The 23,231-nt window shown below is 69.6% G+C and carries 14 protein-coding genes; 5 read left to right on the top strand and 9 right to left on the bottom strand.

Features of this window, described 5'->3' with window-relative positions; genetic code table 11:
* Positions 1-15: 15 nt before the first annotated feature.
* Positions 16-837 carry a VanZ family protein gene (locus JL100_RS03210; protein ID WP_202682857.1) on the top strand — a complete coding sequence of 274 codons (822 nt, stop codon included), beginning with the start codon at positions 16-18 and terminating at the stop codon, positions 835-837.
* Complete coding sequence (locus tag JL100_RS03205; RefSeq protein WP_202682856.1) at positions 812-2,461, top strand: sulfatase-like hydrolase/transferase; 1,650 nt, start codon at positions 812-814, stop codon at positions 2,459-2,461. Before JL100_RS03210 ends, JL100_RS03205 begins: the two co-directional genes overlap by 26 nt.
* Positions 2,462-2,471: 10 nt before the next feature.
* On the opposite strand, the gene JL100_RS03200 is transcribed toward JL100_RS03205, so the two are convergent.
* On the bottom strand, positions 2,472-4,850 hold the full coding sequence (locus JL100_RS03200) for a hypothetical protein (protein ID WP_202682855.1): 2,379 nt from the start codon (positions 4,848-4,850) through the stop codon (positions 2,472-2,474).
* Between the two features lie 90 nt (positions 4,851-4,940).
* Positions 4,941-7,520 (bottom strand): autotransporter family protein, encoded by a 2,580-nt coding sequence (locus JL100_RS03195; protein ID WP_202682854.1) that lies wholly within the window; start codon positions 7,518-7,520, stop codon positions 4,941-4,943.
* 538 nt (positions 7,521-8,058) lie between these two features.
* Here JL100_RS03195 and JL100_RS03190 point away from each other — a divergent pair.
* The 3 genes from JL100_RS03190 to JL100_RS03180 are packed head-to-tail and all read left to right on the top strand — an operon-like array spanning position 8,059 to position 12,371.
* Positions 8,059-10,047: an O-antigen ligase family protein gene (locus JL100_RS03190; protein WP_202682853.1), complete on the top strand. Its 1,989-nt coding sequence runs from the start codon at positions 8,059-8,061 to the stop codon at positions 10,045-10,047.
* Positions 10,040-10,951: an alpha/beta hydrolase gene (locus tag JL100_RS03185; RefSeq protein ID WP_202682852.1), complete on the top strand. Its 912-nt coding sequence runs from the start codon at positions 10,040-10,042 to the stop codon at positions 10,949-10,951. The genes JL100_RS03190 and JL100_RS03185 overlap by 8 nt, the downstream gene beginning before the upstream one ends.
* A 34-nt stretch (positions 10,952-10,985) precedes the next feature.
* Entirely contained in the window at positions 10,986-12,371 is a 1,386-nt protein-coding gene (locus JL100_RS03180) for a hypothetical protein (RefSeq protein ID WP_202682851.1), read from the top strand.
* A 65-nt stretch (positions 12,372-12,436) separates the two neighbouring features.
* On the opposite strand, the gene JL100_RS03175 is transcribed toward JL100_RS03180, so the two are convergent.
* The 7 genes from JL100_RS03175 to JL100_RS03145 form a co-directional block, all read right to left on the bottom strand.
* Positions 12,437-13,429, bottom strand: a complete 993-nt coding sequence (locus tag JL100_RS03175; protein WP_228421046.1) for a GDP-mannose 4,6-dehydratase — start codon at positions 13,427-13,429, stop codon at positions 12,437-12,439.
* 23 nt (positions 13,430-13,452) lie between these two features.
* Positions 13,453-14,433 carry a GDP-mannose 4,6-dehydratase gene (gene gmd / locus JL100_RS03170; protein ID WP_202682850.1) on the bottom strand — a complete coding sequence of 327 codons (981 nt, stop codon included), beginning with the start codon at positions 14,431-14,433 and terminating at the stop codon, positions 13,453-13,455.
* A gap of 390 nt (positions 14,434-14,823) precedes the next feature.
* Positions 14,824-18,039, bottom strand: coding sequence for a glycosyltransferase family 4 protein (locus tag JL100_RS03165; protein WP_202682849.1), 3,216 nt, complete (start codon positions 18,037-18,039; stop codon positions 14,824-14,826).
* Positions 18,040-18,054: 15 nt separating this feature from the next.
* Positions 18,055-19,551: an FkbM family methyltransferase gene (locus JL100_RS36455; protein WP_202682848.1), complete on the bottom strand. Its 1,497-nt coding sequence runs from the start codon at positions 19,549-19,551 to the stop codon at positions 18,055-18,057.
* A gap of 104 nt (positions 19,552-19,655) precedes the next feature.
* Complete coding sequence (locus JL100_RS03155; RefSeq protein WP_202682847.1) at positions 19,656-20,948, bottom strand: ABC transporter ATP-binding protein; 1,293 nt, start codon at positions 20,946-20,948, stop codon at positions 19,656-19,658.
* Positions 20,948-21,763: an ABC transporter permease gene (locus tag JL100_RS03150; RefSeq protein WP_202682846.1), complete on the bottom strand. Its 816-nt coding sequence runs from the start codon at positions 21,761-21,763 to the stop codon at positions 20,948-20,950. Before JL100_RS03150 ends, JL100_RS03155 begins: the two co-directional genes overlap by 1 nt.
* Positions 21,764-21,988: 225 nt before the next feature.
* Positions 21,989-23,212, bottom strand: a complete 1,224-nt coding sequence (locus JL100_RS03145; protein WP_202682845.1) for a glycosyltransferase family 4 protein — start codon at positions 23,210-23,212, stop codon at positions 21,989-21,991.
* Positions 23,213-23,231: the final 19 nt, after the last annotated feature.

Raw genomic sequence — 23,231 nt, 5'->3', positions numbered from 1 at the left:
ATCGAATACTCGGATATGACAACTGACATTCCCCGGACGGTTCCGGCCGGGCGGTATCTTTATCCCGCCGCCGCGCTGCTCGTCATCCTCTATGTCAATACCTTCGAAATCTGGGGGATGCTGGTCGGCGCCCTGGGCGGCGAGCGGGCCGGCCTGGTTCCCTTCGCGGCGCTGGTGGCCGCCCTGGGCTGCGTCCCGTGGCTGGTCCGCGGGCGCGGCCCGACCAGGCTGCGGCCCGGCGCCGTCATGGCCGCCGCGGCCCTGATCGCCCTCGGGCTGCTGATCACCGACCCCGCCTTTCCGGCCAAGCGCATCCATGTGCCGCAGTATCTGCTGCTGGCGCTGGTGCTGCGCAGGGCGCTGTCCGACCATGTCGGCGGCGCCGCCCTGACCGGCACCGCCGTGCTGTTCGCCCTGCTTTTCGGCATCCATGACGAGATGCTCCAGGGCCTCCACCCGAACCGGACCTACGGGTTGCGCGACATGGCCGTGAACGGCGTGTCGGGTGCGGCCGGAGCCCTGCTGGCCGCCGGCATCGGGCTGTGGACGGGTCCGGCGGTCCCGTTCCGCCCGGACCGCCGAACCGCGACGGCGGCCGCGGCCCTGGCCGGTGCCGTCCTGTTCCTGGTGCTCCAGCTGGTCGATCATCGCGGGATGCCGCCGCCTGTCTGGCTCGGGCTGCCCGTCCTGGCGGCCGGCCTGGCCCTGCTGGCGGCGGCCCGCGCGACGGCGTCGGGTCCGGCGGTCGGGCACGCCGCCACGGCGCTCGCCTGGATCACCCTTCCCCTGGCCCTCTACCCGGTGATGCCCCATGTCGCGCCGCTCGTTTTCAATTAGCCTCGCCGCCGCCGTCCTCGCCCTCGCGCTGGGACTGGCCGGCTATGCCGCGTGGCATCGCCATGGGCAGCCGAAGCGGCTGAACGTCGTGATCCTGACCGTGGAGAGTTTCCGCGCCGACTTCGTCCGGCCGGACGTCACGCCGAACCTGCTCGCCGCCGCCGCCGAATCGGGAATCCGGTTCACCGGCCACCGGACCATCTCGGCCTGGACGGCGCCCAACGTGATCTCCGTGCTGACCGGGACCAACCCCTTCGCGCAGGGAGTCCATGCCCAGCGCCAAGCCGTGCCGCCGGAGTGGAAGGTGCCGCTGGAAACCCTGTCGGACTTGGGATGGCGGGTGACCGGGCTGCAGAGCTTCATGCAGATCGACACCTTCCGCGGCCTGGGGCTGGCGATCGAACCCGGGGAGGAACCGGTGCCCTGGCTGGAACGCCAGGCCGGCGCCGCGACGCCGTTCGTCCTGTGGCACCACTACCTGCCGACCCACCTGCCCTACCGGCCATCCGCCGACTTCATGCCGGATCTGGCGGCTTTGCTGCCCGCCGGTGACCAGGCCGCCCGGGAGCGCATGGACGCCGTGATGACCCGGCCGACCATCCGGACCGGCACGGTCGCCTTCGAGCCGACCGATCGGCCGGCTATCGCCGCTCTGCATGCGGGGACCTACCGGGAGTTCGATGCCTGGTTCGGCCGGTTCTGGAGCTTTTTCAAGGCAAGCGGTCTCGACCGCGACACCATCCTGGTGGTGACCGCCGACCATGGCGACGAGCACCTGGAGCGCGGCCATGTCGGCCATGCCTCGACCACCCATGACGGGCACCTCCATGAGGAGGTGACCCGCATCCCCCTGTTCCTCTGGGTGCCCGGGGCCGGCGGCGGGCGGAACGAGCCGGGCGGGCGCGTCGTCGAAGCGCCGACCGACCATCTGGACATCATGCCGACGGTGATGCGTCGGCTGGGCATCGCGGCGGAACTGCCCCTGGCCGGGCGCGACCTTCTGGCCGACCCGATCGCCCCGGACCGCCCCTGGATGGCGCTGACCAGCAGGGCCGGCTTCCAGGAACCCGACCCGGACGCGATTCGCGACTATCGCACGGCCATCGTCGAGGGCGGATGGAAGCTCCACCTGGACCATCGGGACGGCGCGGTGGTTTCCCGCCGGCTCTATGACCTGGGCTCGGACCCCGGGGAGCTTGCCGACGTCGCCGCCCTGCATCCCGGTACCGTGGAACGGCTGTCGGGGCCGCTCGAGTCGGCCTTCGCGGCGCGCCGGATCGTCAGGCCGGCGGCGGCGAACCCCGGCGGCGACGGCGCGGCGCCGGTCTGGCGGGTGCCGGCGGCCAGCGGGACCGTATCCCACCAGCAGGTGTCCGGGGGCTTCCGCATGGAGTGGGCCGGCGACCCGGCGACCGACTATGTCATCCAGTACGAGGCCGGCGAGGGCCTGCTCAGCCTGAAGGGGGAACTGGAGGTCAAGGGATCCGTGCGGGAGTTCGGGCCGGTCGACGCCGCCTACTGGAAGACCTTCATCCTGCCCTACGGCAAGGTCCGGATGCGCGTCGGGCTGGCGGGCCGCGGCGACCGGTGGAGCGACTGGCTGGTCATGACCCCCGTTCCATAGGAAGGCCCCCTCAGGGCGGCGGCCGAAGGGAGGAGCGGATCGCGGGGTCGGCCAGGAAGGGCGGCAGGACCGCGACCAGTTCCGCGACGCGCCCGGCCAGGGTGGGGTCGCCGATTCGGTCGGCAAGGCGCAGGAGCGCGGCGGCGAGCCGCAGGCAACGATCCCCGGGGGACTGCCCCAGCAGGTCGCCGAGCATGCCGGAAAGGAAGTCCGCCAGCCACGCCGGCGGCGCCGAGTCCGCCCTTACGGCACCGCCCGCCAGTTCCACGGCGCCGACCCGGGCCGAGCAGGCCGGATGCGCCGCAAGCCGATCGATGACCGCCCGGCCCGATTCGCTTTCGGCGGGCCTGGAGAGACCGGCGAGGCGGGCGTGAAGCCACGGCTGGCCGACGGGGCGGCGGGCATCCAGGTCTTCCAGCACCCCGGCCCAGACCGCCGCCCGGGATTCGGGGCCGGCGTCCAGCAGGTGGCAGCGAACCGCCTGAAGCAGGGCGAAGCCGGTCGCGAAGTCGCGGTCGGGCACCGCCCGGAGCAGGGCCGGCATCCCGCCGGGAAGCAGCCCGCCCAGCGCGGCCCACGCCGCCAGCGCTTCAGCCCCGTCACCCTGCATCGGAGCGCTGCGCCGGATCAGCTCCGTTAGGTTCCCCCCGACATCCGGCACCGGAGCCGGAGGTGCGTCCGCGGGACAGGCATAGTCGCCGGGTGGGTCGATTCGATAAGGTGGACCGCCGGCCGGGCCGTCGGGACGATCCAGGTCGACCCCCACGGCCTCGCCGTTCCTCAGGAAGCGGTCTTCCGGACCGGCGCCGACCAGGAACGAGACCCCGGGCAGGCCGCGCGCGGCATGATCGCGCCCCCAGCCCTCGGCGGCAAGGGAGAAGCTGTCCGCATCCCCGCCGTCCAGCAGGACCCCGATGCCGTTCGCCGTTCCAGCCCCCTGGGCCAGGCTGCCGGCCTCGTAGGCGTCGCCGCCGCCATCGTCCTGGAGAGCGCCCAGCGCCATGTCCAGGCCCATGCCTTGCCCGACGCCGTGGCGCGCGACATAGGCGTCGTCCCCGCCCCGGTCCGCCAGCAGTCCGATCCCGCCATGGACCCCGGCGCCCTGGACATAGCGGACTCCCTCGTAGCGGTCGTTCCCCGCCCCGTCCGCCAGCACGCCGATCCCGGTGAAATAGCCGGCACCCTGCCCGAACATCTCCAGCACGTAGGTGTCGTCCCCCGAGTCGTCCCGCAGGACGCCGATACCGCCCCCGTGGCTGGCCCTGATCCCGGTCGCCATACCCTGGGCCTGGCCGAACCCCTGCCCGCGCTCGCCGATCCCGCGCGAGTCGTCCCCCGCCCCGTCGATCAGAACGGCGACCCCGAGGGCGGCGGCGGCCTGCCCGAAGGTTTCCGCGACGTAGCGGTCGTTTCCGGCGCGGTCGATCAGGACCGCAACACCCCCGAGGGCGGCGGCCTGGGTCCCCGTACCGCCCTCGTGGATGTCGTCGCCGCCGAGGTCCGCGAGGGCGACGAACGACCGGATCGCGAGGGGATCTCCGAGATAGCGATCGTCGCCCTTGAGGTCGACGACCGTCAACTGGCCGCCCGTCATTCGATCGCCCGCCACCGGGCCGGCGAATTCGTAGCTGTCGTTGCCGCCGGGATCGACGACCAGGATCGTGCCGGGTTCGATCCGGTGGCGGTCGTCACCGGTTCCGCCGATCAGGATCCGTCCCCCGGACCCGTCCTGGACGAAGCCGTCGCCCCAGACGGCCAGCCCGGCCATGTCGCCGACCAGCGCCTCCAGGACGGCGGCGAATCGGGGGGCTAGTCGCCGGGCGGCATCCCCGGCCGCGGAACCTCCCACGGCCGCCAGGGTGGCGGCGCCCGGTCCGCCGGCGCGGAGATCGGCAAGGATGGCAGGGACGTCGCAGCAGGCGGGAGCTTGGGGAAGCTCCGCCAGCAGGTCCGCCACGGTCCGCCCATAGTCCGCGAGGCGATCCCGGAGGGCTGTCTGCCCGGATTCGGCGGCGTCGCGACGGCCCCACGACCGGAGCATGTCCGCTGCTTTCTCCAGACCCAGTTCCCGGACGACCCGGTCGGCGAGCTGGGTCCCCCCGGTCGCGGTCTCGACCGGCTTTCGAAGCAGCTCCGTCAGGAGGGGTTGGACCCCGTCGGGAAGGTCGAACGCTTCGGTTTCAAGAAGATTGGCCGGGACGAGAAGCGCTTCGATGCCGGCGGCCTTCGCGATCGCGGCCCGTTCCAGGCGCGCGTGCGACGCCGCCTCGTCCCAGGCCAGCGCGGCGGCATGGAGTGGCAGCAAGAGGGAGGCGGCCAGCGCTCCCAACCGTATCGCGCCGGAGAACAGGACGAGCGCTCCGGCCCCATCGGACCTGATCCTGTTCATGGGTCCATCACTTCTAGGCTGGCGCACAAAACAACAGGGGCTCCATCCCGGAGGATGGAGCCCCTGCCGCTGCTCAGACGAGCGTCCGCATCAGAACTTGTAGCGGAGGCGCAGGTAACCGACGTGGCCGTCGCTCGAGTCGGTGCCCTGATAGTCGTAGTTGCCGGAGATGGTCAGCTTGTCGTTCGACAGGAAGGTCAGGCCGACGCCGACATTGTAGATGTCCTGGCTCGGCTTGGCCCCCTTGATGGTCGAGGCGAGCTCGGGAAGGTTGACCATGGTGAAGTTGTTGGACGGAGCGTCGTCGTTGAACTCACGCGTGTAACCGATGCGCAGTTCGGGGATCAGGCGCCCGCCTTCGATCGCCACGGGATAGGCGATCCGCAAGCCGATGCCGGCCTGGAACGACGTGTTGTCGGAGGAAGCCATCGACACACCGTTCGACCCCGTCTCCTGGTAGGAGTCGGTATCGGAGTAGGTGTACTGCAGGAACAGGTTGGGCGTCAGTTCGAAGCCGTTGAGGTTCGTCGTCATGCCGCCGCCGACGCGGGCCCGGTAGGCGGAGGAGTCGAAGTCCGCCGTCAGGTTCTCGATCGTCGAGAAGCCGCTGGAGGCCTGGGTGACGTTGAACTTGCGGGTCTGGTCGTTCTTGTTGAAGCCGTAGCCCAGCTGGAAGTCCACGAACCACGGAGCCGGGCTGTAGCTGGCGTACAGCGTCGCCTGGTAGCTGTCGATATCCGAAGTATCGCCGACGGAAGCGTCCTTGCCGTCGATGTCGGTGTTCGCATAGCCGACCGCCAGGCCGACGCGCAGGTTGTCGGCGACCACCGTATCCGCACCGATCGTCAGGCCGCGGCTGTCGGCCTGGAAGCCGGAAACGCCGTCCTTCAGATCCTGCGTGAAGGTGGACAGGTAGGGCTGGGCCCACATCTCGATGCCGCGGCCGACCATGTCACCGGCGGCCATGCCGGTCTGGCTGTCCGCTCCGCGCATGGACGCGATACGGGTGCTGACCGTCGTCGTGGACGCAGCGCTGATCGCGTTGGTGACGGTGGCGCCCGTGGCGGAGATGCTGAAGTCAGGCGTCAGTTCCCTGACGAACTGTGAGACGATGTCGTTGACCTGGGTCTGGGTCAGCTGGACCGAGGTGCCGTTGATCGTGACGGTCGAGCTCTGGAAGATCGACAGGATGCTGCCGAGGGAGGTCGTCGACCCCACGGTGGTGATCCGCTGCGACAAGCCGCCGGGCTGGTCCACGATCGTGGTCAGCGCCGACTCGAGAGCGACGGTCGTTGTCGCGACCGAAGCGTTGCCGCCGGTCGAGACCGTGCCGGTCTTGATCGCGTTGATCGCCTTCTGGACCGGCGCGTCGGGAGAGATACCGGCCTCGCGGGTGATCCGGAGCTGGTTGCCCGATTGGGACAGTACGAACTTTTCGATCGCGTTGGTGTTGTCGATGCCGGCGGTCGACGCGAGGGTCAGCGTGCCGGTCGACTCGAGGACCGTCAGGGACGTGCCGGGAGCCACCGTGGCGGTCCGCGACCCGGTGTTCGGCGCGACCTTGCCGTCCACGCTGGCCGTTCCGCTGACCGAGAGCTGGCCCTGGGCGGCGTCGGTGATCGTGACGGCCAGGGTGCCGGTCGATGTCTGGACGTAGTTGCCGGTGATGGTGCGGGTGGCGCTTCCGACATCCAGGGTGCCGGAGTTGGTCACCGTGGTCGCGGCGATGGAGCCGTTCTGGTTGACCTTGGCGCCCGAGGCGATGGTGAAGGCGCTGAAGCCCGAGATGCTGCCGTTGAGCGTGGAGGTGCCGCTCACCGCGTTCACGGTGTTGGTGCCGGCGCCGCCGCTGACGTTGCCGGTGATGCTGCCGCCGAGCAGGCGCAACTCGTCGTTGCCCGACCCGAAAAGGACCTGGCCGACGATCTTGCCGGAGTTGATGACCGTCAGGCCGGCCGAGCTGAGCGAGGCGTCGATCGCCTTGCCGGAACCGTCGTCCGGACCGCCCTGGATCGTGCCGCTGTTGGTGATCCCGTCGGAGATCGAGCCGTTCGCGCCGAGATAGATGGCGGTGCCGGTCTGGGAGATGATCGTGCCGCTGTTGGTGATGCTGCGCATCGCCCCGTAGACGGAGATCGCGTTGCCGCTGTCGCTGGAGATCAGGCCTTCGTTGGTGATCGTCGACCCGCCGGTGTCCCCGTTGGCGACGTCGGTCGCGACGATGATGCCGTCGGCACCGCCCGTGCCCCGGATCACGCCCGTCGGGCGGTTGATGATGTCAGCCCGGCTGGCGAGATAGATCGCGGCGACGTTTCGCGCCGTGTTGCCGGGGTCCTTGCTCGCCTCGATCGTGCCGTAGTTGTCGATCTTGGTCGCGGCGGAGGCGACGCCGGTGACGACGATGGCGGAGCTGTTCGCGAAGCCGCGGATCGTGCCCCGGTTCTCGACCGTGCCGCCGCCGATCAGTTCGATCGCCACGGGCTTGTCCGCCGTTCCGACGACTGTTTCGGACGCGGCGACGGTGGAGGTCGTCCTGACCGTCGCGACCGCCGTGACGGACTGGGCCTGAGCGTAGGCGCTGCCGGCGCCCGAGAATACTGCGCTGAACGCGAATACCGATGTGGTTGCAAGCAGTACCGCCTGCTGCCTACGACGTCTATTGATCAACATAAATGTGCCCCCTGCGGCGAATGCGGCAAAGTTCTGCAAATTTCGAACTGCGTACCATCATGAGTAAACAATCTTCGGAGAAGGATCAAGTACCGATAATCGCATCACGTGCGTCGCAATGGTCGTGTTCGGGTATATGGCCGTGAAGACACACCTCGGCAGTGATTATCAGGATATGCACACCCCGGAATGGCCCCCATCCCATGTGCCCGACCCTTCGATTGGAATAAATCAGCGTTAAGGCAACATTAAATACTCGCCTCGATAGTGGCGATCGCCGAAGCGGCCTCCGCGGGAGCCTGCCGGACCTGGTCGGGACCCAATCCGGGACGGCGGCCGGGGGGGCCGAGCACCGCCCCGCGTCGGCGGCATGGGCCGCGTCATGAAAGGCCCTGGACGGGTCGCTGAGAGGATAATCCGGGTGCCAGCCAACTCCCCCGTATCGGACGGGCCTTCGACCGTGAGCCCCGCCGCGGTATCGGCGGAACGATCCGCCAGTGCTGCGCCATCCTGGCTGACAGCCACGGGCGGAGCGATCGTGTCGGCGTCGTTCTTCATCTTCGTGCCCGCGCTGAAACCGTTCGCGTTCGGCGTGTGGTACCAGTCGGAACCGGTCGTCGCGGCGCTGTTCGCCTGTGCGGCCGCCGCGACACTATGCCTCGCGCTGATGGCCGCCCTGCGCTACCCGGTGACAGCCGCCCTCACCCATCCCCTGACCCTGGCGACCTCGGCGCTGGCGCTCTGGTCGGCCGCGGCGTCGCTGGCGGCTCCGCTCCCGGTGCGGTCGGCCATGGGACCGCCGCAGACCGGCGAAGGGGTACTTTGGTACGCGTCCCTCGCCGTCCTGACGGCGCTGACGCTCGCGCTGTGGCAGCGCCGGCGGGTCCGCCAAGCCATCGTCGGCTCGGCGGCGGTCTCCGGCGTCACCCTGCTGGTCCTCAATGTCGGCGAGCCGATCGGCTCTCCCTGGCGCCCGGTGGTCTGGCCGGAGTTCGCGGCGCTCCTGGGCCTGTCCGTGATGGCCATCGTCGCGAGCGACAAGAGCCTCCGGTGGCCGGCGCCGCTGGCCCGCCGACTCGAGCGGGTCGCCGGCCGCGCGTCATCCGGCCCCGGCCCTCTGCGGATGGCGGCCGCCCTGGCGCTTGGCGGCGCGATCGTCGCGACGTCGCAGAACAAGACCGCGATCGGCATCGCGGCGGCGGCGATTCCCGCCATGCTGATCCTGGCCCAGGCGATCGGGACCGGACGCACCTGGCGCGCCCTGGCCGTCGCAACGGCACTGGGCCTGACCGTGGCGGTCCCGGCGGGAATGTACTGGCTCGGCACCGCCAAGGGACTCGAATCGCCCCTGTCGCGCACCGAGATGATCCTGGTGGCGCTCGAGGCGCTCCGGTCCGACCCGATGCTGCTGGTGCACGGCGCCGGCTGGGGCTCGTTCAACGACGTCCTCTACAGCTTCCTGCACCGGGTGCGCGACGTCCGCGCGGTCACCGAGACCTGGCAGCAGTCCTTGGGAAGCACCGGCGGCGGAGCCTTCCATACCCACAACACCTATCTGGAGGCGATCCTGTCGGCGGGACTGCCCGGCGGCATCCTGATGGCAGCCCTGCCGGTCACGGCGATCCTGTGCGCCCGCCGCCGGTCCCGCGCGCTGCTGTGCGCCGTCTGGGTGGCGATCGCCGGACTTCTGGCGGCCTGGTTCACCTTGCCGGTCGCGGTTCCGTTCCAGGCGGTCGCCTTCGCCGCGACCGCGGGTGGCGTGAGGCGGCGCCGGAGCCCTGTCGGCACCGGGACCCCGCGCCACCTGGCTACCGGCATCGCGCTGATCGTCGCCGTGACGCTCGCCGCCGGATCGGTCCTCGCGGTCCGGGTAGCCGCAGACTCGGAACGGCTGCTCGCGGTGATCAGGTCCGGCCGGCCGCCGTCGCCGGACACGCCGCCGATCCTGCTGTGGGATCACGGGCAGGGCGGCTCGCACCTGTGGTGGATCGCGCTGGACCTGACGCACGAACTCGCCGCGAAAGGTCAGAACGGGCAACCGCTGACGGAAAGCGAGGTCTTCTGGTTCGAAACCCTGCTTCGGGCGGTCGACCGCCACGCCGCAGACCTGCCGTCGAGCATCCGGCTGAAGTCGCTGACGCTGATCATGCGCGACGAGCTGGCGACCAAGATGGGCGATCCCCGACTCGACCGCCTGCGCGAGTGGGAGGTCCCCGGCTGGAGCCAGAAGCTGTTCGCCCTGCTCGACCAGCTGCCCGACCGGGTCGACCTTGCCGTTCCTTTCCTCGACCTGCTGGTGACGTCGAACAACGGCCCTGTCGCGATCCGGGTCGGCAACGAACTGCTGCTGCGCAACCCCGACGATCCCGTCGCCCTGTGGTTCACGGGCATCGCCATGGCACCGACCGCCGAGTGGGGAAACCTGGGACAGGCCCGGCTGCTGCGCGCGATGGACGCGGGCGTCGAGCGGGTCATCCCCCTGACACCCGAGCTCAGGAACAGGCTCCATGAACTGCGCCGTGACTGAGCCCACCGGCACCGCGTCCGATCGGCCGCCGCCGCGGATGCCGCGGGGGCGCCGCCGGCTGGCGCTTCTCCTGGCTTCGCTTCTCGCCGCCGGCTGCACGGCCAGCCCGGCCGAGCGCGGATCGGCGGCGGCCGGCATCGCGGCCGAAGGCGGGTTGGCCCGGTCCACCCTGCGCTCCGGCGGGTTCGACATCGCCGTCTGGTCGCGCTTCGACAAGCCGGGCGAACCCGTCCACGTCTATGTCGAGGGCGACGGCTACGCCTGGTCGTCGCCCTCCGACCCGTCGTCGGATCCCACTCCGCTCAACCCCATGGCGTTGCGGCTCGCCGCGCGGGACGGCGGACCCAACGTCCTGTACCTGGCGCGGCCGTGCCAGTTCCGGCCGGCGGGCTCCCGCGACTCGTGCGAGCCGGCGTTCTGGACCTCGCGCCGCCTCGCCGAGCCGGTGGTGGCGGCGCTGGACGGCGCGATCGACCGGGCGGTTCCGGCATCTTCCCGAAGGCTCGTGCTGATCGGTTATTCGGGCGGGGGCGGCGCCGTCGTCCTGCTGGCGGCCAGGCGGCCCGACGTGACGGCCGTGGTCAGCGTGGCGGGAAACCTCGCCACTGCGGCGTGGACATCCCACCATCGGATCACGCCGCTGTCCGGATCGCTCGACCCGTCCGACTCGGCGCGCAGCCTGGGCGCCTTGCCGCAACTGCACCTGGTCGGCGCGCGGGACGGCATCGTGCCCCGGCTGGTCGCCGACAGCTACGCCCGGCGCGCGGCGCCCGATGCCTGCCTGCGCATCCTGCAGGTCCCCGGTGCCAGCCACGACAAGGGCTGGCTGGATGAGTGGCCGGCGGCGCTCCGGGAAATTCCCGATTGCACGGCCGTGCCGCCCCGTCCGGCTCCGATTCGATGACATGTGAACAGCGATGACACCTGGAAAAATCGTCATGAACCACTGGATGCTGTGGACCGTCGGCCTGGGACTGGCGCTCGGCCCCGCCCTGCCGGCGGGTTCCGCGCGGGCCGTCGAGAAGGCGGCCGAAAAGCCCGCCGCCAAGCGGGCCGCCGCGGTCTCGCTCCCGGCCGAGGACTGGGCGGTCACGGCCGTGTCGCGGGAAGGCGGCGAGTTCGACTACTGCGCCGCGGGCACCCGGTACGACAACGGGCATGCCCTGCTGATCGCGAAGAACAGGGCCGACGAGGTCGTCGTGATAATCGGCCTGCCCGAACCCAGGCTGAATCCGAAATCCCTGCTGCCGACGAAACTGACGATCGACCAGCGCGGCACGCGGCAGGGTTCGGGGCTGGTCACCAGACCGTCCGCCCTGGCGGTCTCGCTGGGCAAGGACGCTTCCTTCTTCGAGGCGATCCGCCGCGGCAACACGCTGGCCATCGACAATCCGGACGTGAAGCTGTCGCTCAGCCTGCGCGGCAGCGGCGCCGCGCTGGCCAACCTGAACAGCTGCGTCCAGTCCGACGGGAGGACGGCTGCGAAGCCCCTGACGATCACCGAAGCACCGCCGGCCCCCACTCCCGGCCCAGCCGCCGACGCGCCGCCGGCCCCCATTCCCGGTCCGGCCGCCGATGCGCCGAAGGTTCCCGCCCCGACGGAAGCGGCGGCCGCGGTCCCCGAGCCCCCGCCGGCCGCGGTCCAGGCGGAGCCGCCCGCCACCCCGGCCGCCGCGACGGCCACGCCGCCGACGCCCGGGAATGCCCAAGCTGTGGAAGCAGCGCCCGAGCTGGTCCCGCCCCCGGTCGGCGAGTCCCCCGCGGTGAACGTCGCCTCGGTGCTTCCGATGCCGGCTCCTCCCGCCGGGACCGCTCCGGACCCCGTCCCGCCACCGGCCGCCGCTCCCCCGATCCTGGGACCCGCCCTGCCCGACGCGCTGGTCAACCTGCTGTCCGCCGCCGGCATGGCCGGGATCGTCCCGGTTTCGCTGGACCGGGTCGCGCCCGACCAGAGGCCGGCGACATTCGCCTGGAAGTACGGCCAAGTGTTCGGCGGCATCCGCGAGGTCAGCATCATCGACAACCGCAGCCTTGCGGAATTGACCGAATCCTATGTCACCGTGCTGAAGAACAGCTGTTCAGGGGAATTCAGGTCGTCCCTGGGCCCGGTCGAGCAGCTTCGCGAAATCACCCTGCGGATCGGCGAGGCCACCTGCGTCCTGCCGGAGCGGACGACGGAATTCCGCCATGTCTATTACATAAACAGGGCGCGGATCTTCACGACCTTCATCCACGAGAGCGACACGGCCGGAAAGGCCATGGCGGAAAAGGCCCGCGACCAGCTGGCGTCCGTGATCCGCCAGGTCGCCACGGCGGCCCGCTGACGGCTCAGGCCTCGCGGGGCGCGCCCCGCGAGGCCCCTATCCCATTCGATGATGGGCCGGGCCGGTCAGTCGTTCCGGCCCAGGTGCTTCCGCCAGTAATCCAGCACCGAACGCAGGGTATCGTCCATGTCGCGCTTCGGTTCCCAGCCCAGCAGTTCGCGGGCCCGGCCGCTGTCGCCGACGACCGAGGGCGTATCGCTGGCGCGGAACCGAGCGGGATCCCGGACCAGTTCGATCGGCACCGTCGACATGGACACGAGCCTGTCCAGCAGGTCGCCGATCCGCCTGCCAGTTCCCGAGGCAAGGTTGATGATGCACCCGGGCGGCAGCCGGTCGGCCGATCGGATGATCCGGACATAGCCGTCGACCACGTCCCCGACATCGAGGAAATCGCGGACGGCATCCAGCCAACCGACGCGGATTACGGGTTCCTGCAACCCAAGCTCGATCCGTGCGATCTGGGCCGCGAAGGACGGGATGGCGAACTGCTCGCCCTGGCCGGAACCGGTATGGTTGAACGGCCGCACCCGGGTGACGGCGACCCCCTGGAGCGCCATCTGCCCGAGCATCAGGTCGGCCGCCGCCTTGCTGGCGGCATAGGGATTGGCCGGCTGAAGCAGCGCCCCCTCGTCCAGGGGTACGCCGGCCTTGAAGCTGGCGCCGTAGACTTCCGAACTGCTGCTGAACAGGATGCGGCACGACGGGCACTCGTCAGCCACCGCCAGGGCGACGTTCAACGTGCCGCCGAGATTGACGTTCCAGGCGAAACGCGGGTCCCGGGTGGCCGCCGTCACGGCCGCGATCGCCGCGAGATGCACCAGATGGGTCGGCTGTTCGGCCCGGACGGCGGCGCTGACCTGCGCCGCGTCGGTGACGTCCATGCCTATCAGGCGGACCGGAATGCGGCCGGACGGAATCGCCGCGCCCGCCCGCTCGCTGTCCGGCCGGGAGGTGCCGACGACGATCTCGCTACCCTCCGCCAGCGTCCCGTCCAGCGCGGGGATCAGGTGACCGCCTACGAAACCGGTTCCCCCCGTTACCAGGACCTTGAGCGGCACTTCCTCCAGAGACACAGCCGGTCCTACTTCATGTTCCGGCGGACACGCTGAAGATCGACATCCACCATTTCGCGGATCATCTCTTCAAGGCCGATTTCCGGGACCCAGCCGAACTTTTCCCGAGCCTTCGTCGAGTCGCCCAGCAGGACATCGACCTCGGCCGGCCGGAACAGATCGGGGCAGATCACGATATGATCGTCAGCCTTCAGGCCGACATGGTCGAAGGCGATCCTGCACATGTCGCGGACGGTCGTCGTGCGTCCGGTCGCGATCACGTAGTCGTCGGGCACGTCCTGCTGAAGCATCAGCCACATGGCCCGGACATAATCCTTCGAATGCCCCCAGTCGCGCTTCGCGTCGATGTTGCCGAGCCGAAGCTCCTTCTCCAGGCCGAGCTTGATCCGGGCGACGCCGTCGGTGACCTTGCGGGTCACGAACTCGATGCCGCGCAGCGGGGATTCATGGTTGAACAGGATGCCGCTGCTGGCGTGCAGGTCGAAGCTCTCGCGGTAATTGACCGTCATCCAATGGGCGTACAGCTTGGCGGCGGCATAGGGCGAGCGCGGGTAGAAAGGGGTCGTCTCCGTCTGGACGGGTTCCTGGATCAACCCGTACATCTCGGACGAGGATGCCTGATAGAAGCGCGCGGTCGGGCACTCCAGGCGGACCGCCTCCAGAACGTTGGCCGTGCCCAGGCCGGTGACGGTGCCGGTCAGGAGGGGCTGCTGCCAGGACGACTTGACGAAGGACTGGGCCGCGAGATTGTATACCTCGTCCGGCTTGACCTCCTTGAAGGTCCTGATCAGACCGGACAGATCGGTGAGATTCCCGTCGACGTACCTGATGTCCTTTTCGATCCCGAGCCACCGCAGGCGCGAATCCACCACATCCGCCGAGCTGCTGCGCCGCAGCATGCCGTAAACTTCATACCCTTTGCCGAGCAGAAGTTCAGACAGATAAGCTCCGTCCTGTCCGGTAACACCGGTAATCAACGCGCGCTTCATTACTTTTCCCCTTGATCACAAAAGGCATCGTCCACAGGAGGCGTTTAAGCAATCCACATCGCTGAAATCAGCAAGATCATCTTCCCGCGCCAAGCTGGATATCGTCCGGGTCGGTCAATGTCATACCATGGGCACGATATCAAGGTACCTGGCACGTCGTGCTTCCGCCGGATGGATCCGGCGCATCGGGTCGGCCGGCTCACCCGGACCCGGCCAGACGGCTGACACTCCGGAAGCAGCACCGGCGGTATCGCATCGGGAAAGCGGCAACGAACGACCGATCACCTTCGATCCACCCACCATAGTCAATCCCACGGGCGCACAACAACAGGCTCGACGGGGTCGCGGCAAAACGCGGACGAAACCGGCGCCGCGGCGTGCGGCCAGGATTCAGGCACGCCGCGCCAGGCGGGGCGGCTCCCGCTCGCCGCCGCCCGTCACGGCCGGTCCGCCGGCGCTTGAACCTTCATCCTCCCCGGCGTCCGCCCGCCGTCCCTGGTCGGCAGCCCCCGGGAGCCAGGCGGCGTCCCATCGATTGTGGAGGATGGCGTCGACGAGCTGTTCCGCCGCACGCGCCCAGGTCAGCCAGGGCATGCTCCCGGAATCCGGCACGTCGCCGCGCCGGCGGCGTTCGATCCAGGCGGACAGCGCCTCCGCGAAGTCATGCCCCTCCATCCCGGAGAAATATGCCGCATGATCGCCGGCGATCTCCCGGAACACCGGGATGTCCCGCGCGATGATCGGCAGGCCATGCTTGGCGGCCTCGATCAGCGGCAGCCCGAAGCCCTCGTCCTGCGACATGCCGAGCAGCGCGGTGCATTCCGCGTAGAGCGCGTTCAGATCGGCGTCCGACGCCTTGTCGAGCCAGTGGAGCCGCCTGCCGGCCTCGACGTGGCCACGCATCCTGGCGGCCAGTTCATCGACCATCCAACCCTGCTTGCCGACCAGGACGAGGTCGACGTCGGCTCCGGCGGCCCACAGTTCCTCGAAGGCGGCGAGGCACTGGGCATGGCCCTTCCTGGGCTCGACCGTGCCGACCACCAGGAACTTCAGGGTCGGCCGTTCCAGCAGGGACGCCACCCCGTCCGATACCGCACCCGCCTTGGTGTCGATATCCGCGCCGAGATGGAAATGACCGATCTTCAGCGGCGTCTGCCGCTCGACACCCAGTTCCGGCAGGTGGTCCAGCAGCTGCTGCGCCACCGATCGCGAGATGCAGACCAGCCCGTCCGCCTCGCGGCAGATCGCTTGGAGCCAGGTGCGGAACAGCGGGAAGGGCGGGAACCATTGCGGCCGCAGGACCGGCAGCAGGTCGTACACGACGTAGAAGACGCGGACGCCCCGATGCCTCAGGCGGCGGTTCAACTCCCGCCGCCCGGTGATCTGGTGCGCCACCAGGTCCAGGCCCAGCAGCACGTCGCCCGGCCGGGTGTCGATCAGGTCGTCCCCGAGCCCCTTGCCGGGCATGCCGATCAGCTTCGCCGTCAGCGCGCGGGCGTAGCGGAAGACCCCTGAACCGTCGTCGAAGACCGGCTCGACCCGGAAGCCGGCCGGCGGGTTCTCCAGGAGCTTCAGGGTGATGTTCTTCGTGACGCGCTGGATGCCGGTGCCGGCATCGCGCTGCACGAGTTCCGACACGTCGATCAGGAACTGGCGGACCGGTACTGCCGGAGGCAGGTTCTCGGCGGCGCAGGCCAGCACCTTCTCCCAATCCTCCGGACCGGGAGCGTCGGGGGCGGAGATCGCCATGACGTCGTCGGCCAGCCGGTCCAGGCGCGCCATGCGGGAATTCGCGGCATGGTCCTCCAGCGCGTCGCGGTAAAGCTCGGCCATGCGGGCCGGGCTGCGGTCCGGATCGGGCCGGATGATCCCGGCGGCGTTCTCGACGATGGAGCCGAGGCACGGGTACTTCGCCGCGACGGCATCGGGGTCTTCGGCCCGCAGGCGCTCGACCACCGCCGTCCAGCCGTGGGAGCGGTAAAGCTCGGCGCTCCAGGGATCGGGCCGCCCTTCGGCGGGCGGCAGGAGCGACAGCGCGCCGCCCAGGCCATCGTCATGCAGCGCGACGGTGCCCGGCCACTGGCTGAGCAGGTCCGAAACCCAGGGATGGAGGACGGCGTCGTCGCCCAGGTGATAGAGCACGCGGTCGTAGCGCGCCCCGTTCCCGGCGAACCACGAGGCGGATCGGATGGGCAGGTTCGACCGGGCGAAGCCGTCCTCGACCAGATCCTGGCGAACGACGCACTCGATGTCGTAGTAGCGGGCCAGTTCCGGCAGCACCGCGCCGGCGTGGCGGGAGAACCGGTTCTCCTCCGGCTTCAGAGGGCAGACGAAAGCCAGCCGGGGCCGCCGCGTCAGCGGCCCGCGCACCGCGGCGCGGGAGCTTTCGCGCCGGCGGTCATGCAGTTCCTCGAAGGCGTCGAGCGCCTTGCGCGCCGTGCTCTCCCAGCTGAACAGGCGGGCGCGGGCAAGGCCGTGCCGGCGCAGGTCCGCGAGGAAGCCTTCGTCGCCCAGCGCCCGCTCCATGGCGCCCGCGACGGCATCGGGCGATCCGGCGTCGAACAGGGCGTCCCGGCGGCCGACCACCTCGGGCAGGCTCGTCGAGTCCGACGCGATTACCGGAGCGCCGCAGGCCATCGCCTCCAGCGCCGGCAGGCCGAAGCCCTCGTGGAGCGACGGGAAGACGTAGAGCCGGCAGATGGAGTAGAGCGCCAGCAGATCCTCGTCCGGGACGTAGCCGGTGATGACGTAGTCGTCGTCGCGCAGCCCGGCCCGGCGGGCGGCGGCGTTCAGCCGCGCCAGGTTGTGGTCGTCGATCCGGCAGACGATCGCCAGCCGGTGGGTCCGGCGCACCTGCGGCGACAGTTTCCCGTAAGCCGTGAACAGCCCTTCCACGTTCTTGTGCGGCTCGACGGTCGCCGTATACAGGACGAACGGCTTTTCCAGGCCGTAGCGCCGCCGCAGCGCCGCCTCGTCAGCCGGCTTGACCGGGCGGAACATCGGGTCGACCGCGGAGGAGATCGACCGCACCCGGTCCTCCGGCAGGCCCAGCAGTTCGATTCCCTCCCGCCGCGTATGGTCGGAGATCGCCAGCCACAGGTCGGCCCGCCGCAGCGACGCAAGCTTGCGCTCGTACCAGTCGGCGACCGCGGGGTTGGCCAGGTAGACGTCGCGCCGGACCAGCGGGATCAGGTCGTACAGCGTGACCGCCGTCGGCAGGTCGGCGGCGACCTCCCCGATGGAGGTGGTCACGTCGTCGCCCAGCCCCTCGAACAGGCTCGACACGTGCAGGACGTCCGGCCGCAGCGACTCGAGAAACCGCTCGCGCAGCCGCTCCGCGGCGCGGGCGCGCCAGCGGCTGTCCCCCGTCACCGACCCGACGCCGCCGGGCTGGGACCAGGTGACGATCCGCTCCGCGGGGACGACCCCGTCCAGGTCGGCGCGGACCGCGTCGACCGTGTCGGGCAGCGCCCCGTTCAGCGCGACGATGACCTCGTGGCCGGTCGCCAGCGTCGCCAGGTGGCGCGCCAGGGCCAGGGAATAGCGCCCGATGCCGCGGACACGGCTCGGCGATTGGCGGGACTGCAGGTCCAGGACGATACGCATGGGATCTTCTTCCGGTCAGCGCGCGCGAGAGAGAGCGCGGCGGAAAGCGGTTTCGACGATGGCTTCCGCCGGGGACGGGCTTCGGGAGACGATGGCGGGGCCTGACCCGTCCGGCCGGCGCGGCTGCGGAATGTCGGCGACAACGGTCGGCGGCACCCCCGGCGGCGGCGCCACCAGGGAGCGGACCTTGCGCTCCAGCGCGGGACTCCTCGCCAGGACGGCCACCGCGGCCCGCTTGAGCATGGGTTGGCGCGCCGACCAGTGGGCCGCGCGGCTGACCAGGGAGGGACCCGGCCGGGAGCCATCGGCGCCTCCCATGGACTTGGCAAGAGTCGCGGCGGCCATCTTGACCCCGCGCATCGGCGCCGTGATCCGCCAGGAGGAGCTGGTCAGGACGGCGTCCAGCTGCAGCTTGGCCACCGACGAGGCGTGCTCCAGCTCGGACACCCGGTGCCTCAGCGCGTCGGCCTCGGCCTGCGCCGAACCGCCCATTCCCTTCCGCAGGCCCGCCATGCCGGCCCTCAGGCCGGCGGCCTGGGCGGACAGGTCCGCCATCTGGTCGAGCAGCTTCGCCTCCCGCTCCGACCTCCGGGCCGCCGTCGCGGCAGCCTCGTCGAGGGCACGCATCAGCTCGCCCAGCCGCGTCTGCAGTTCCAGCCGCCGCGCCTCGTCCTCGGCCCGGCGGGCGGTTTCGGCGGCCTGGGCAGCCGCGGCCCGGGCCTTCCATTCCTCGACCTGGGTCCTCAGGATCTCCAGCTCGCCCTTGTGCGCCTCCCGCTCCTCCTCCAGCTTGGCGGTGAGCACGTTCGCCCTGTCGTGCGCCTGGCGGTCGCCGACCCGCATCCAGTCGTCGAAGACATTGGGCGGGCTCTGGAAGGAGCGGGCCAGGCCGGAATGCTCGTCCGCCACGTAGAAGCGGTTGAGCCCGTCGAAATAGACGAAGGAATAATCCCTTTCCTTCAGCCAGGGGTCCCAGGACGCATGGTTCTGGACCTGGCTCAGCACTTCCGTCGCCTCGACGACGATGATCCAGGGCCGGACTTCCGCGAGGGATAGCCCCCGCAGGACCGAGTCCTCCAGCCCCTCCACGTCGATCTTGAGGAAATGGACGTCGCCGGTCACGTATTTCCTGAACACCTCGTCGAGGGTCTCGACGACGACGCCGCGCTTCGTGACCTGATAGCCGGCCGCGCGGTGGTTGTCGGCGATTTCCGGGCTGATCGTGGAGAGGCCCGTGCCGGCCACGTCGTGGAAATCGATGAACCCGGTCCGGTCGGCGACGGCGATCGGCAGGTTGACGTCACGCGGACGCGCCGCCAGCAATTGCCGGTGGAATTCCAGGACCGGCTCGATGTTGATCCCGTGCCATCCTCGCTCATAGAAGGCACGGGTCACCGAATGCTCGTCCGGGCTGTTGGCGCCGACATCGACATAGAAGCCCTGCTCCACGTCGCGCAGGGCGCGGAACAGCATGATGTCTTCGTAGTTCTGGGCGTAGGAAATAAAGGTCATCGGCTCGGGGTCTCGATATCGGATCGGTCACGGGCGGCGGCCGGGATCGGGGCGCTTCGCCGCTCCTCGGGCCGGGGCGCCGCTCCGTCAGTTCGCCGGGACATTCAGTCTCCCGCCTCCACCCGGTCGGCACCGAGCCGCTGGTCCGCGGCCCCCTGCCCGGCTTCGATCCCGGGCCCCAGGCCGTAGGAAAGGCGGGCCGGCAGCGGCGTCAGCCCGGCGAAGTCGGGCACGCCGTCGGGCATGACCTGGAAGACGACGGCCTGGTCGATCCAGTCGAGATGGCTGCTGTGCAGCGCGTCGTCGACCACGGCGACGGACACGTTGTACGACCCGGCGCCCAGCCGGAGCTCGACGTCGAAATCCACGTGGAACCGGGTCCCGGCCTCGAAGCGGTCGTCGATCGCGACCTTCTTCAGGTGAGTGTTGGTGCCGTAGATGTGGTTGCCCAGCCGGTCGCGGATCATGATGCCGACATTGGGCCGGACGCCGGGATCGTTGCAGGTGATGGTCTGCCGGATGCGGGCCGTCTCCCCCGTCCTGAACACCCGGCCGGGATTGCCATCCATGTCGAGGACCTGGATGGCGGAGATCTCCATCCGGGCGTCGCCGCTGCGGGTGACGACGACGCCGTCGTTGCTGAACTGGCGGATCTCCTCGTCCTTCTTCCGCCGGTTGACCATGGCCTGGTAGTAGTCCAGGACCTCGTCCGGCCGGCCGTCGCGGATCACCACGCCCTCCTCGAGGATGAGCGCCCGGTCGCACAGGTTCTTGATCGCGGTGGGATCGTGGGAGACGAGGAACAGGGTCGTCCCGGCCTCGCGGAATCGCCGGATGCGGGCCATCGACTTGTGCTGGAAATAGGCGTCGCCGACCGCCAGCGCCTCGTCGACCACCAGGATCTCCGGGCGGACCGCGGTGGACGCGCTGAAGGCGAGGCGCATCTGCATGCCGGTGGAATATGTCCGCATCGGCTCGTCGAAATAGTCCTCCAGCTCCGAGAAACGCTTGATCTCCTCGACCAGCGGCGGGATCTCCGCCGGGTCGAGGCCGAGGAGCTGGCAGCTGATCGTCGCGTTCTCCCGGCCGGTGAATTCGGGATGGAAGCCCACGCCCAGCTCCAGCAGCCCGGCGACCCGGCCGTTGATCGCGACGGTGCCGCTGTCGGGCGTCGAGACGCCCAGCACGATCTTCAGAAGGGTGCTCTTGCCGGCGCCGTTGTAGCCGATGATGCCGATCGACTCGCCCGGCTCCGCCTCCAGCGAGACCCCCTTCAGGATCCAGTGCTCGTGGCGGCGCCGGACCTTGCCGTTGGTGATCGCCTCGACGAAGCGGTCCCAGTCGCTGGCGAAGGTATGATACTTCTTGGTGATGTTCCGGATGCTGATCAGGGGCATCAGAGATAGTCCTGGACCGCGCTGTACAGACGCTTGAAGCAGAAATAGGCCAGCGCGAACAGCAACATCGCCAGCACCGCGTGGCCGACATAGGCGGCCGGGTCCGGCATGGCGTTGTTGAGCGCGATGTCGTGGTATCCGGTGATGATCCGGGTCATCGGGTTCCAGTTGGTGACGAACGAGGCGACCGCCGGCGGCAGGATCGACAGCGGGTAGACGATGGGTGTCAGCCAGAACCAGAAGGTCAGCACGATCCCGATCGCCTGCCCGACGTCCCGGAAGAAGACGTTGAGCGTGCCGAGCAGCATGCCAAGCGAGATCGCGATGGTCTGCTGCAGGACCAGCAGCGGGACCATGCCCAGCAGGGCCCATCCGGGGATCCGCCCGGTGACGATCAGCAGGACGGCGAAGACCCCCAGCATGATCGCGAAATGGACGCCCTGGGACACGATCACGATGATCGGCAGCGTGATCTTCGGAAACCCCGCCTTCTTCAGCAGCATGGCGTTCTCGCCGAAGATGTTCAGCGAGCGCAGGATGGTGTTGGAGAAATAGGTCCAGGTGATGATGCCGACGCACAGGTAGATCGCATAGGACATGCTGTCGTCGGAACCCGGCAGCCTGCTTTTCAGCACCTCCACGAACAGCGTCATGTACAGCAGGATGAGGGCCGCGGCGTTCAGCACCGGCCACAGCCAGCCGAGCACGGAATTCATCGACTGCAGGCGCATCTCACGGGTGGCGGCGCTCCAGATGAAAGCCCGGTAGCGCCACAGCGGCTCAGCAAAGGGAATTTTCGTGATCACCGCATTCATGAGAGAGTCCGCATTGTAGTCAGCCCGCTTCCGCCAAATGGCAGGTCCATCATGAATCCAGCCTCACACGTCCCGGCAGACTGCCTGGCACTCGAAATCTCTCTTTAGGTTTCCACTTAAGCATGTTTAACAACATATCAGCTAATATTTACTGTATTTCATGCCGCGAATAGGAGCGGAACGCTTTGCTGTTGTCAAGCGTACTGCCCCATAGGGGAGCCGCACCTAGACATCTGCGCCGGTCAACAGCAGAGCGCCCAGGGTCTGGGCATAGGCCTCGGCCGAACAGCGCCGGCGGATCGTCGCGGTGGCGGCCTCTCCCATGCGGGCGCGGGCGTCAGGGCTTTCCGCCAGCAGGCCCAGTTGCCGGGCGGCGTTATCCACCGAGGGCTCGGCCCAGACCTGGTCGGCGTAGTGGTAGCTTCCCTGGGGGTCGAGGGCGGGCACCAGGCAGTAGGAGACCGGGCAGGAGTTGCCGAAATCCATGAAGTCCGTATTGCCCGACCAGTTCGTGGCGACGACCGGCACGCCATGCCCCATCGCCTCCGCAAGCGGCAGGCCGAACCCTTCGGACCGGTGCAGCAGCATGACGGCATCGCTGCCGGCGATCAGCGCGTCCAGCTCCTTCCGGTCCATCGTGCCGTCGAGGATGCTGATGCGCGGATCGCCGTCGATCGCCTCGGCCAGCCGGTCCCGGCCCGCCGGATATGACGGGACATGGTGCGTCTTCAGGATCAGCCGCGCCTCGTCGGCCGGCCCGAAGGCCAGCTTGAACGCCTGGACCGCCGCCACCGGGTTCTTCCGGGTGAAGCCGGACGCCATGTTGAACGGGGTGAGCACCGTGAAGGGCGCGCCGGCCTGCTCGCCGGCCGGCCGCGTGCGGCCCGGCGTCGCGACCGGATGGGCTACGATCCGCACCGGCCGGTCGGTGTGCCGCCGGAACGCGTCGGCGGTGAACCGGCTGGGAACCCAGATCTCGTGGACATGGGGCAGGGCGGCGATCCAGTCGGCCGGCAGGTCGGGCAGTTCCCAGGCGAAGTAGCCGATGATCCGCTTGGCCTTGACCGCCGCCCTTCCCAGCATCAGCAGGGCCAGCGGCGCCAGCGGCGCGTTGACGTGCAGGATCACGGTGCCCGGCCCCGGTCCGACCGCGGCCCCGGGGTCGATCGGCTCCGCCGGATCGCCGCCGAGCATGACCTGGCTGACGTCGAAGCCCCGGACGTCCAATCCCTGGGCGCGGAGCGCGCGCATGCAGAGCCGCGCCCCCTCGCCCAGTCCGGTGGCGCTGGAGATGGGTCCCACGACGACCACCGGCTCGGCCGGCGGCGGGCCGGGCAGCCGTGCGGCGGGAGCGGCCAGCCGGGTGGTGCCGAACAGCAGCGACCGTCGCAGTCCCGGCGGCATGCTGCGCCACAGCGAGCGGGCGGTCTTCCGGGGGGATACCGTCATCACGGCGATGCCGTCCCCG

Origin of the sequence: Skermanella mucosa (assembly GCF_016765655.2) — a bacterium.
GTDB classification, from domain to species: Bacteria; Pseudomonadota; Alphaproteobacteria; order Azospirillales; family Azospirillaceae; genus Skermanella; species Skermanella mucosa.
This window is presented reverse-complemented; position numbering and strand designations above follow the sequence as displayed.

Excerpts from the sequence above, each read along its gene's own strand:
- JL100_RS03210 (WP_202682857.1), top strand. The coding sequence starts at position 16 with ATGACAACTGACATTCCCCGGACGGTTCCGGCCGGGCGGTATCTTTAT.
- JL100_RS03205 (WP_202682856.1), top strand. The coding sequence starts at position 812 with ATGTCGCGCCGCTCGTTTTCAATTAGCCTCGCCGCCGCCGTCCTCGCC.
- JL100_RS03200 (WP_202682855.1), bottom strand. The coding sequence starts at position 4,850 with ATGAACAGGATCAGGTCCGATGGGGCCGGAGCGCTCGTCCTGTTCTCC.
- JL100_RS03195 (WP_202682854.1), bottom strand. The coding sequence starts at position 7,520 with ATGTTGATCAATAGACGTCGTAGGCAGCAGGCGGTACTGCTTGCAACC.
- JL100_RS03180 (WP_202682851.1), top strand. The coding sequence starts at position 10,986 with ATGAACCACTGGATGCTGTGGACCGTCGGCCTGGGACTGGCGCTCGGC.
- gmd (WP_202682850.1), bottom strand. The coding sequence starts at position 14,433 with ATGAAGCGCGCGTTGATTACCGGTGTTACCGGACAGGACGGAGCTTAT.
- JL100_RS03165 (WP_202682849.1), bottom strand. The coding sequence starts at position 18,039 with ATGCGTATCGTCCTGGACCTGCAGTCCCGCCAATCGCCGAGCCGTGTC.
- JL100_RS36455 (WP_202682848.1), bottom strand. The coding sequence starts at position 19,551 with ATGACCTTTATTTCCTACGCCCAGAACTACGAAGACATCATGCTGTTC.
- JL100_RS03155 (WP_202682847.1), bottom strand. The coding sequence starts at position 20,948 with ATGCCCCTGATCAGCATCCGGAACATCACCAAGAAGTATCATACCTTC.
- JL100_RS03150 (WP_202682846.1), bottom strand. The coding sequence starts at position 21,763 with ATGAATGCGGTGATCACGAAAATTCCCTTTGCTGAGCCGCTGTGGCGC.
- JL100_RS03145 (WP_202682845.1), bottom strand. The coding sequence starts at position 23,212 with ATGACGGTATCCCCCCGGAAGACCGCCCGCTCGCTGTGGCGCAGCATG.